Raw genomic sequence first — 11144 nt, forward strand, 5'->3', positions numbered from 1 at the left:
CGTGGGGCACCCCGACGGGCGGCGGCGCGCCCAGCGCGTCACGCATGCGGGCCGCGTCCTCGATCGCCGCCCACTGCTCCTCGCCCGCGATGCGCACCCTGATCGCGCGCCGCGACCGTTCGAGCTCCTCCAGCCAGGACGGATCGCCGCCGCGCACGCTCACGTCGGGCGCGAGCAGCGGCCCATGCGAGCGCAGGAGGTCGGCGAGGTCTTCCAGGTCGCGCAGCGGGCGGTCGAGCCTGGCCAGCTCGCGCTCGGTGTCGGAGATCACGTCGGGATCGAGCAGCTCGCGCAGGTCGGCCTGGCCCAGCAGCTCGGCCAGCAGCGTGGTGTCCAGCGCCAGCGCCTGGGCCCGCCGCTCGGCCAGGGGCGCGTCGCCTTCGTACATGAACGCGCCCACGTAGTGGAACAGCAGCGAGGTGGCGAACGGCGAGGCCTGCGACGTCTCGACCTCGACCAGCCGCACGCGGCGCGCGGCGATGTCGCGCATGAGCTGCACGAGCCCCGGCACGTCGAAGACGTCCTGCAGGCACTCGCGCATCGTCTCCAGCACGATCGGGAACGAGGCGTACTGCGAGGCCACGCCCAGCAGGTGGGCGGCGCGCTGGCGCTGCTGCCACAGAGGGCTGCGCCTGCCCGGCGTGCGGCGCGGCAGCAGCAGCGCCCGCCCCGCGCACTCCCTGAACCGGGAGGCGAACATGGCGGAGCCGCCCAGCTCCTCGGTGACGATCTGCTCGATCTCCTCGGCGTCGAACGCGGCCACGTCGGTGGGTGGCTCGGAGAGCGTGTCGGGGATGCGCAGCACGATGCCGTCGTCGGAGTGGACGGCCTGCACGTCGATGCCGTAGCGCTCGCGCAGCCGCCGGCTGATCGCCAGCGCCCACGGGGCGTGCACCCGCGCGCCATAGGGGGAGTGGATGACCACGCGCCAGTCGCCGAGCTCGTCGTGGAAGCGCTCGACCAGGAGGGTGCGGTCGTCGGGGACGTAGCCGGTGGCCTCGCGCTGCTCGTGGAGGTAGGCCAGCAGGTTTCCCGCGGCGAACTCGTCGAGCCCGGCCGCCCGCATGCGCTCGGTCGAGCCGAGCTTGGCCTGCTCGCGCAGGAACTGCCCGATCGCCCTGCCCAGCTCGGCCGGGCGCCCCGGCGCGTCGCCGTGCCAGAACGGCAGCTTGCCCGGCTGGCCGGGCGCGGGCGAGACGAGCACCCGGTCGGCCGTGATGTCCTCGATCCGCCAGGAGGTCGCGCCCAGCACGAACACGTCGCCCACGCGCGACTCGTAGACCATCTCCTCGTCCAGCTCGCCCACCCTGGAGGCCTTCTCGCCCACCAGGAACACGCCGAACAGGCCGCGGTCGGGGATCGTGCCGCCGTTGGTGACCGCCAGCCGCTGCGCTCCCGGGCGACCCTGGAGGGTGCCGGTGATGCGGTCCCACACGATGCGCGGGCGAAGCTCGGCGAACTCCTCGCTCGGGTAGCGCCCGGCCAGCATGTCGAGCGTGGCCTCCAGCGCGCTCCTGGGCAGCGTGGCGTACGGGGCGGCCCGCTTGACCACCGACTCGAGCTCGTCGACCGTCCACTCGTCCATCGCGGTCATGGCCACGATCTGCTGCGCCAGCACGTCGAGCGGATTGCGCGGATAACGCAGCTCCTCGATCTGGCCGCTCTTCATGCGCTCGGCCACCACGGTCGTCTGCACCAGGTCGCCCCGGTATTTCGGGAAGATCACGCCCTTGGACACCGCGCCGACCTGGTGCCCCGCCCGGCCGATGCGCTGGAGCCCGCTGGCCACGCTCGGCGGCGCCTCCACGCACGCGACCAGGTCGACCGCGCCCATGTCGATGCCCAGCTCCAGGCTGGAGGTGGCGACCACGGCAGGCAGCCGGCCGGACTTGAGCGCCTCCTCGATCTGCGCCCGCTCCTCCTTGGAGACGGAGCCGTGGTGAGCGCGGACGATCTCCGTCACGACGCCCTTGCTCGCCCCCGCCTGCGCCATCATGTCGGCGGGCATCCGCTTGGGTGTCTCCCAGACCGGGCCGGCGGACGGTCCCGTCTCCCAGATGGAGAGGTCGACGGCCTCGCCGTCGCCGCGCTCCCGCTCGTACGCCAGCTCGTTGAGCCGGGTGCACAGCCGCTCGGCCAGCCGCCGCGAGTTGGCGAAGACGATCGTCGAGCTGTGCGCCCCGATCAGATCGAACAGCCGGTCCTCCACATGGGGCCAGATCGACCTGTTGCCCGGCTCCGGGGCGAAATCCTCCTCACCCTGAGGCTGCGGGCGGCCCTCCATCTCGGTCATGTCCTCGACGGGGACGACGACCTCGACCTCGATCCGCTTCTCCGACGGCGGCTGTACGACGGTGGCCGGTCGCGTGCCGCCGAGGAACGCCGCCACCTCGCTCACCGGCCGCACGGTCGCCGACAGCCCGATCCGCTGCGCGGGCCTGTCGAGCAGCGCGTCGAGCCGCTCCAGGCTGAGCGCCAGATGAGCGCCGCGCTTGGTGGCCGCGACCGCGTGGACCTCGTCCACGATCACCGTCTCCACGCCGCGCAACGCCTCTCGCGCCTGGCTGGTGAGCAGCAGGAACAGCGACTCCGGCGTCGTGATGAGGATGTCGGACGGCTTGGCCGCGTATCGTCTGCGGTCCTCTGAGGGGGTGTCGCCCGAGCGGATCGCCACCGAGATCTCCGGCACCGGCAGCCCGAGCCGGCGCGCCGTCTGCTTGAGCCCCGCCAACGGGGCACGCAGGTTACGCTCGACGTCGACGGCCAGCGCCTTGAGCGGCGACACGTAGAGCACCCGCGTCCCCTTGCGGACGGGCTCGGCGGGCTCGGGCTTGCTGCGCTTGGGCTTGCGGGCGGGCTCGGGGGTGGCCTCGGGGTGGTCCGGCTTGGGGGCGGCCTCGGCGTGGTCCGACGCCAGCCTGTCGAGGGACCACAGGAACGCCGCCAGCGTCTTGCCCGACCCGGTGGGCGCGACGACCAGGGTGTTGTCGCCGCGCGAGATCGACTCCCACGCCCCCTCCTGGGCGGACGTGGGCGCCTGGAAGGCTCCGGCGAACCATTGCCTGGTCACCTGGCTGAACTGGTCAAGGGAGCTCACCAGCACATACTGCCTCGCGCCACCGACAGAATACGCATTGGCGCCTTGACGGGCGATTGAGCGGGCGCCTTGGCGGACATACAGCGACCGTGACCATTGACTATGCGGCCATCGAAGCCCGCCGTGCGGAGATCAGGCAGCGTTACGTCTTACCGCACCGGCCATCGAGCAGCGCGCGCGGCCTGCACCACATGGCGCTGCTCTCGTCGGACGTGGAACGGACCATCAAGTTCTACCAGGAGCTCCTGGAGTTTCCGCTCACCGAGATCATCGAGAACCGCGACTACAAGGGCTCGAACCACTTCTTCTTCGACATCGGCAACGGCAACCTGCTCGCGTTCTTCGACTTCCCCGGGCTCGACCTGGGGCCGTACCAGGAGGTGCTGGGCGGGCTGCACCACGTCGCGATCTCCGTCGACCCCGCCACCTGGGAACGCCTGCGCGGCAAGCTGGAGATGGCCGGCGTGCCGCACCAGATAGAGAGCGGCGCCTCCATTTACTTCAAGGACCCCGACGGCGCCCGGCTGGAGCTGCTCGCCGACCATCTCGGTGAGATGTACGGCTCACGCGTGCTGTGACCGCGGTTCGACGCTGCTTCGGCGCTGGTTTGACGCTCTAGCGTCGTGACGGCCCGCGCGTGCGGGGCTGTCCCGCACGGGGCGCCTGCCTGGTGCCGGCGTGCCTTTCCGATCGCTCCGCCTTCTCCTTCTGTACGGCGAGGCGCAGCGCGAGCAGTAACCGGCGGCGCTTGGCCCTGTTGGCCTTCGTCTTGGCTGTCTTCGGGGGTGAAGACTTGGGGGTCTTTGGCATCGGGATGTCTTACCCAGGCCCCGGGCGATCGGATCCTAATGGCGGCGGACCTCTGGCCTCGGCCATGGGATGAGTCCTTTTATCGAACACTCATGCGCTAGATAGGCATGAGGCTGTATAAACAGTTGGTGTTGTGCGACGCTGCGGACCACTTTTGCTTTGGGTGGCCACCGTGGGGGCCGCGCCGCTGGAGGGCGTCAAGCGGTACCTCGAGAACCAGAAGAATGTGTAGGTGGCTGCTCGTGCTGGCAGGACGACGGTATCTGCTGGATCTCACTGAGGAGCAGGCCGGGTTCGCCGAGCGGATTGGCGGGGGTGTGCCGGGTGGTGTGGAACACTGCGCTGGAGCAGCGCAGCGCCTACCGCCGCAGGGGGGCGTTCATCGGTTATCACGAGCAGGCTCGCCAGCTTGTGGAGGCCAAGCGCGAGCCCGGACTGGAGTGGTTGGCCGAGGTGCCCGGTCACTGTTTGCAGCAGACGCTCATCGACCTGGATGCCGCGTGTGCCCGCCATGGGACGTGGAAGGTGCGCTGGAAATCCAAGACGCGTACCGCTCCGTCGTTCCGGCTCCCCGAGGGTGGCAAGATCGCAGTGGAGCGGCTGAACCGGCGGTGGGCACGCGCCAGACTGCCCAAACTGGGCTGGGTCCGCTTCCGCTGGACCCGTCCGCTGGTCGGGGTGGTCAAGAACGCCACCGTGCTGCGTGAGGGGCAGCGCTGGTACATCAGTTTCCTGATCGATGACGGGGTGCGGACTCCGGCCCGGGACGCCATGCCCGGCACTGGGATCGGGATCGACCGTGGCGTGGTGAAGATCGTGACCACCAGTCAGGGGCGGTTCTACCACAAGGTGTTCGCCACCGGCCGCGAGGTGGAACACGCCGCCAAGCTCCAACGGGAGTGGTCCCGTACCCGTAAGGGGAGCAATCGCCGGGCCCGCGCGACGCGCCGGGTGAGGGCGTTCGCGGCGAAGATCCGCCGACGGCGGCAGGATTTCGCGGCGAAGACCGCGCACGTGCTGACTCGCGACCACGACTTGATCGTGTTCGAGGCTCTGGCGACCAGGAACATGACCGCGACGGTCGCACCCAGGCCGGACCCTGGCCGCCCGGGCGGGTTCTTGCCCAACGGCGCCGCCGCCAAGTCCGGTCTGAACCGGGCCATCCTGGACAAAGGCTGGCACCGCATTGAGCTGGCTGTCCGGAGCAAGGCCCGGTACACAGGCACCTGTGTGATCACTGTCCATCCGGCGAACACGTCCATCACCTGCCACCAGTGCAAGAACGTGGATGCGAAGTCCCGTAAGAGCTGTGAGGCCTTCGTGTGCACCTTGTGCGGCCATCGTGATCACGCGGACGTGAACGCCGCCAAGAACATACTCACCGTCGGGAGGACGGAGCTCGCGCAACCCAGACCGGGGGCGCGGGTTGGGGCGCGCAAACCACGCACCCGCGTGGGCCGGAAGGCGAACCGCCAAGCAACAGCGCCGGGACCGCACGCTAAGACGTTGGCCCCGACGGCTGGAATCCCCCCGGCTTAGCCCGTGGGGAGCGCTTCAATCCATACTTGGTTCATGCGCCTGACGGAGTTCTGGAGACGGATGAACGCTCATTTCGGCGAGACGTACGCCGAGTCGTGGGCGCGCGACTACGTGCTCGCGCCGCTCGGGGGACGGACCGTCACGCAGGCACTGGCCGACGGTGAGAGCGCCAAGACCGTCTGGCGCGCGGTCTGCCAGGTGGAGAACGTCTCGCCCAAGCTGCGCTAGGTCTGCGTCGTATCGAGAGCTGCGCTCTAGGTCTGCGCCATGTCGAGGGTCTGCCGCAGCGCGGCGGCCGTGTGCTCCAGCTCGTCCGCGCTGCCCTGCCCGCTGGGCGACCACAGGAACAGCCATCCGCGGTTCGACGGGGTGGCGAAGATGATCGTCTGGCGGCCGGTGCGCGGGTGCCAGACCCACAACACCGGATCGTCGGTGCCTACCATGCGGCTGACCAGGCCATGATGGGGGAGCAGCTCGGCGAGCGCCTCAAGACGGGTGCGTCGTTCCCTGGTGTAGCCACTCGCCACTCGCCACCTCCACCCCTCGCCCCTGCAGTGAGTCTCCCCAGCTCATCCCGCGTGCAACACGTTGGAGACCAACATCGGCCGGGCGTCTTCATGAGGACGCGCATGGGTGCTTCGGGGAGCACGGCACCCCGGGTGCTTCCCTCGACGAGGTCTCCGCCGAGCTCGACGACGTCCCCGTCGGCCGGCCTCACCGAGGGTGCCGTCTACCCCGATTTCGCTGTGGATGAGGACCTGCCGACTTCGCTTCGGGATGAGGACTCGCCGGCTTCGCCGGGGGACGAGGAGGACGCTGGCTTCGGCGGGGATGAGGACCTGCCGGTGGCGTTCATGCGGCACCACCTCGAGGCGGGAGGCCGCGGGTCTCCGCTGCCGCGCGACCAACATGACCGGCATGGCGCACTGTTCGGAACGTGGGAGCCGGGATGGTGCACTCCCCGGGACGAGGGAGCCGGGACGGAGGAGTTGGGATGGCGCGCTGCCCTGGCACGAAGGAGAATGACGGCTCACCTCCCCGAACGCGGGCGATTGACGGCGACCTGCGTGTTCCTGCTGTGATCGAACAGCCGTTCGGCTACGATTGACTCCGCCGGGCCACGTCTTCCCCGGCAGTCGCAGAAAATGTCGGTGGCAGGCCGTAGTTTTCACTCGACTGATCGGACCACGACCCTCCAGGGGGAGTTCCCATGGCTATCAACGACCGCGAGAAGGCCCTCGAGACCGCCCTCGCTCAGATCGAGCGACAGTTCGGCAAGGGCTCAGTGATGCGCCTGGGCGACGACGCCCGAGCTCCCATCGAGGTGATCGCCACAGGGTCGATCTCCCTTGACGTGGCCCTCGGCATCGGCGGCCTGCCGCGCGGCCGCATCGTCGAGATCTACGGCCCCGAGTCCTCCGGTAAGACCACGCTCGCCCTGCACGCGGTGGCCAATGCCCAGCGGGCCGGCGGCATCGCGGCGTTCATCGACGCCGAGCACGCCCTCGACCCCGAATACGCCAAGAAGCTGGGGGTCGACACCGACGCCCTGCTGGTCTCCCAGCCCGACACCGGCGAGCAGGCGCTGGAGATCGCCGACATGCTGATCAGGTCCGGTGCCGTCGACATCCTCGTCATCGACTCGGTGGCCGCGCTGGTGCCCAAGGCCGAGATCGAGGGCGAGATGGGCGACAGCCACGTCGGTCTCCAGGCCCGCCTCATGTCCCAGGCCCTGCGCAAGATCGCCGGCGCCCTCAACAGCACGGGCACCACCGCCATCTTCATCAACCAGCTCCGCGAGAAGATCGGCGTCATGTTCGGCAGCCCCGAGACGACGACCGGCGGTAAGGCGCTCAAGTTCTACGCCTCGGTCCGGATGGACATCCGCCGAATCGAGACCCTCAAGGACGGCACGGAGGCGGTCGGCAACCGCACCAGGGTCAAGGTCGTGAAGAACAAGATGGCCCCGCCCTTCCGCGTCGCCGACTTCGACATCCTTTACGGCGTGGGCATCTCCCGCGAGGGCGGCCTCATCGACATGGGCGTGGAGCACGGCTTCGTCCGCAAGTCCGGCGCCTGGTACACGTACGAGGGCGACCAGCTCGGCCAGGGCAAGGAAAACGCCCGCAACTTCCTGAAGAACCACCCCGACATGGCCAACGAGATCGAGAAGAAGATCAAGGACAAGCTGGGCGTGGGCCCCCGCCTTGACGCCCCGGCCGCAGCGGCAGCCGCAGCAGCCCCGGCCCCGGCCGCCGCTCCTTCCGGCCGCGGTTCGAAGTCCACCCCGAAGCCGGGTGACGTCTGATCGCCCACCCCATGAGCGACCGCGCCCGTCCCATGAGTGACCCAGACCGGCCCCAGGCGCCCCAACCCCGGGGCGCCCGGCCCAGCCTCCCCTCGCCGCCCCCATCCCGGGGCCGCGACCTGGCCCGCTCGTCCACGGACGGCTGGCCGTCGGTCGACGAGTGGCGCGACCACCGCGCCCGCCAACGCACCTCCACCCCACCCCCCGACCCCCAGGCCAGTACGGCCGACTCTCAGCCCAGGGTGGACGAGTCCCTGACCGGCACAGCCGATCCCCAGCCTGGTGGGGCCGATCTCCAGCCTGAGGTGGATGGTTCCCAAGCAGATACGGCCGACTCTCCGGCGTTGGCGCGCGGCCGGTTCAGCGACAACGGCGAGGCCACGGCCGACGAGCCTCGGACGAGCCGGATCACAAGCGACCACCAGACGGCGACGTCCACTGGTCAGGCGGCGGCGTCCGGGCGTGCTGGTGATGACACTGCGCTCTCTGGCGAGGGGGGTGCTGGGTGGCATTCCGAAGTGCTGGCGGGGAGCAGCTGGTTTGCGGAGGAGCAGCCGGGCGGCGGAAAGGCCGGTCAGAAGCGGACCGGTCGAGGGCGGCGATCGGGCCGATCCAACCGACGGTCTGGGAAGGGTACACGAGAGCGGGGCTGGCCATCCGAAGGGCTGGGCACCGGGACCGGGCCGCATGCCGAGGGCGCTGCCGGGTTCGCGCCGGATGGTAAGAGCTTTGCCGAATCCGGGTGGGACAGCGAGAGCCTTGGCGGATTTGGGCAGGGCGGTGAGAGCAGCGCTCGGTCTGGGCGGGGCGATGAGAGTGGTTCCGGAGGTGGGCGCGACGCGGATCCGGAGTCGGCGGCTCGGGCCATCTGCCTCCGCCTTCTCACCATGGCGCCCAAGACGCGCGCCCAACTCGCCGAAGCCCTGCGCAAACGTAACGTGCCGGACGAGGCCGCCGAAGCAGTCCTGAGCCGCTTCTCCGAGCTCGGCCTGATCAACGACGAGGCGTTCGCCGCGGCCTGGGTCGACTCACGGCACCACGGCCGGGGCCTGGCCAAGCGAGCCCTCGCCGCTGAACTGCGACATCGCGGTGTGGACACCGACACGGTCAAGGAAGCAGTGGAGCGGCTGGATCCCGACCAGGAGGCGGAGACGGCGCGGCGGCTGGTGGAGCGCAAGCTCGCCTCCACCCGATCGCTCGACCCGCAGACCCGTACGCGGCGGCTGGCGGGCATGCTGGCACGCAAGGGCTACTCCGCGGGCCTGGCCTTCCGCGTCATCCGCGAGGCGCTCGAAGCGGAGGGCATCGACGTGGAGGAAGACTTCTCGTAACCTCCCCGCGGTTTCCGGTTTCCGGCTCCTCGTTTGGGTCTTGTTTGCCGCTCTCTCACCTGTGCCTGCGCTGACACAAGGTCCGTGACAGCGCAGGTTTTTGTGTTCGTACGGTTCCTGCGCGTCCGCGTCCGGCCACTTGCTTCGCTCCTTCCTCCAGTCCGAGTCGGCCTCGCGCACCGTGGCGTCCAGCAGGGGAATCTCGCGAGAGGGTCTCGCCCTTGCCATTGCGGACGATGATCTTTCCCTTGTGGGCTGGCAGCAGGACGTCAGCCACATTCAGGGTGACCAGCTCCCGACGCCCAGCGCGGAGTAGGGGACAGCAGTCGTCCGACGGCGCGGTCACGGGCGAGCCGAAAGCATCCATGGCGCATTGAACACTTGCATGGCAACCAATACATCTGTATAGACTTCGGTACGTGCGACCAATATCTGAAGAGGATCTGACGACCCGCGCCCGCATCCGCGACGCCGCGATGGCGCTGTTCGCCGAGCAGGGGGTCAAGGCCACCACGATCCGCGGGATCGCCGAGGCGGCCAGAGTCTCGCCCGGCCTGGTGCAGCACCACTTCGGCACCAAGGAAGCGCTGCGGCTGGCTTGTGACGAGTACGTCCTCAGCTACGTGCGTGAGCAGGTCAACGCGGGCATCACCGACCGCAACCTGGAAAAGCCCGAATTCATCGAGAGCGTCCACCGCACCGCGCCGCCCCTGATGAAGTACCTCGGCCGCGCGCTCGTGGAGGGCTCTCCCGCGGCAGCCGCCATGTTCGACGAGCTCGTGAGCGTGACGGAGGAGCATCTCGCCAACGAAGACCGGCACTCCGAGGCTGATCATCGCGCCCGCGCGACCGTGCTGACGGCGATGAAGCTGGGCATCACGGTGCTGCACGAGCATGTCTCCCGCGCGCTGGGCACGGACCTTTACGCCCCGCAGGGTGCGCTGCGCGTCGGTATGGCCCAGCTCGACCTGATCAGACCGGAATTCCTCGGCCGCGAGCTGTTCGAACAGGCGCGGACGGGCCTGGAGAAGTTCGAGGGACAACAGTCAACTACCACCGGCTGAAGCCGGTGGCTTGCTCTCACGGTCCCGTCTGGCTGAAGGGAGGCCGGTAGCGTGTGGCTGGTTGACAACAGCCCGACCCGCAGTGCCGCGTTGGGCGATGTTGCGGGCCGCGATGTGGTCGGCGTGCCCAGCGAGGCCACACCGGGTGCAGACGAACCGGCCCCGCGCCGGCCGGTTCGCCCTGGAAGTCCACCCGCACTCCGGGCAGGCCTGGGAGGTGTAGGCGGGATCGACCAATATGAAGTCGATCCCGGCCCGGGCGGCCTTGTAGCGGGTGAACTCGATCATCTGGGCAAACGTCCAGGAGTGCAGGGTGCGCCGCTGGAGCCGGTGAGCCCTTACCCGGCCGCGGATGCCCTGGAGATCCTCCAGGGCGATGCCGCGGCCGGTGCGTTCGGCTTCGCGCACCACGTACTTGCTGATCTGGTGGTTGAGGTCGGTCATCATCCGGTGCTCACGCCCGGACAGGCGACGCAGCACCCGCCGCGCTGCAGGAGTGCCCTTCTTCTGCAACCGGCGGCGTTGCCGATGGCGCCGCTCGCGCAGGGCGCGGACGTGGCCGTTACCTTGGATCGGCCCGGGCAGGGCCGTGCCGGGCAGCACCGCCCCGTCACTGGTGACCGCCAGGTTGGCCACTCCTTGATCCACTCCCAGGAAGCCGTTTGCCGGCTCGCGCAAATGCGGCCGGGGCAGGGTGACGGTGACCTGCAACAGCCACACCCCGCGCCGATAGAGCAGGTCGGCCTCCCCGATGGGCAGTGCCTCGACGGCCTTGAGATCTTCTGGCCGTCCGGTGTACGGCACGGTCACGCGGCCGGTGGGGGTCCACAGCGACACGATGCGGGCGTCCCGGTTCCAGCTCATCAGCCGCGCGTCGTAGGGGACCGCTCCGTACGGGCGGAACAATGAGCCCGTTTCTTGGTGGCGCGCCGGTTGGCGTAGGCGCCGGCGACCCGGGCGATGGCCCGCACGGCCGCCTGCGCGCCCAGCCCGGC

The 11144-nt window shown here is 69.6% G+C and carries 9 protein-coding genes; 6 read left to right on the forward strand and 3 right to left on the reverse strand.

Annotated features, from left to right (window positions below):
• A partial coding sequence (locus AB0J09_RS40755; RefSeq protein ID WP_360703287.1) for a DEAD/DEAH box helicase occupies window positions 1-3097 on the reverse strand: 3097 nt, incomplete at its 3' end.
• Window positions 3098-3186: 89 nt separating this feature from the next.
• Here AB0J09_RS40755 and AB0J09_RS40760 point away from each other — a divergent pair.
• The 3 genes from AB0J09_RS40760 (at window position 3187) to AB0J09_RS40770 (ending at window position 5674) form a co-directional block, all read left to right on the forward strand.
• On the forward strand, window positions 3187-3675 hold the full coding sequence (locus AB0J09_RS40760) for a VOC family protein (protein WP_360703290.1): 489 nt from the start codon (window positions 3187-3189) through the stop codon (window positions 3673-3675).
• Between the two features lie 556 nt (window positions 3676-4231).
• A complete protein-coding gene (locus tag AB0J09_RS40765) occupies window positions 4232-5446 on the forward strand; it encodes a transposase (protein WP_360703293.1) in 1215 nt (404 codons plus the stop codon).
• 33 nt (window positions 5447-5479) lie between these two features.
• A complete protein-coding gene (locus AB0J09_RS40770; protein WP_360703296.1) occupies window positions 5480-5674 on the forward strand; it encodes a DUF3046 domain-containing protein in 195 nt (64 codons plus the stop codon).
• Between the two features lie 26 nt (window positions 5675-5700).
• On the opposite strand, the gene AB0J09_RS40775 is transcribed toward AB0J09_RS40770, so the two are convergent.
• Window positions 5701-5973 carry a hypothetical protein gene (locus tag AB0J09_RS40775; RefSeq protein ID WP_360703298.1) on the reverse strand — a complete coding sequence of 91 codons (273 nt, stop codon included), beginning with the start codon at window positions 5971-5973 and terminating at the stop codon, window positions 5701-5703.
• 683 nt (window positions 5974-6656) lie between these two features.
• Here AB0J09_RS40775 and recA point away from each other — a divergent pair.
• The 3 genes from recA to AB0J09_RS40790 all read left to right on the forward strand — a co-directional run bounded on the left by recA (window position 6657) and on the right by AB0J09_RS40790 (window position 10149).
• A complete protein-coding gene (gene recA / locus AB0J09_RS40780) occupies window positions 6657-7754 on the forward strand; it encodes a recombinase RecA (RefSeq protein WP_360703301.1) in 1098 nt (365 codons plus the stop codon).
• Window positions 7755-7786: 32 nt separating this feature from the next.
• Entirely contained in the window at window positions 7787-9085 is a 1299-nt protein-coding gene (gene recX, locus AB0J09_RS40785; protein WP_360703304.1) for a recombination regulator RecX, read from the forward strand.
• Window positions 9086-9504: 419 nt separating this feature from the next.
• Window positions 9505-10149, forward strand: a complete 645-nt coding sequence (locus tag AB0J09_RS40790; RefSeq protein WP_360703307.1) for a TetR/AcrR family transcriptional regulator — start codon at window positions 9505-9507, stop codon at window positions 10147-10149.
• On the opposite strand, the gene AB0J09_RS40795 is transcribed toward AB0J09_RS40790, so the two are convergent.
• Window positions 10132-11013 (reverse strand): transposase, encoded by an 882-nt coding sequence (locus AB0J09_RS40795; protein ID WP_360703309.1) that lies wholly within the window; start codon window positions 11011-11013, stop codon window positions 10132-10134. The two genes, AB0J09_RS40790 and AB0J09_RS40795, sit on opposite strands and share 18 nt — an antisense overlap.
• Between the last annotated feature and the right edge of the window lie 131 nt (window positions 11014-11144).

Source organism: Nonomuraea sp. NPDC049784 (assembly GCF_040659615.1).
Taxonomy (GTDB): Bacteria; Actinomycetota; Actinomycetes; order Streptosporangiales; family Streptosporangiaceae; genus Nonomuraea.

Bases quoted from the DNA above. Each gene is read 5' to 3' on its own strand.
- AB0J09_RS40770 (WP_360703296.1), top strand. From the start codon at position 5,480: ATGCGCCTGACGGAGTTCTGGAGACGGATGAACGCTCATTTCGGCGAG.
- recA (WP_360703301.1), top strand. From the start codon at position 6,657: ATGGCTATCAACGACCGCGAGAAGGCCCTCGAGACCGCCCTCGCTCAG.
- recX (WP_360703304.1), top strand. From the start codon at position 7,787: ATGAGTGACCCAGACCGGCCCCAGGCGCCCCAACCCCGGGGCGCCCGG.
- AB0J09_RS40795 (WP_360703309.1), bottom strand. From the start codon at position 11,013: ATGAGCTGGAACCGGGACGCCCGCATCGTGTCGCTGTGGACCCCCACC.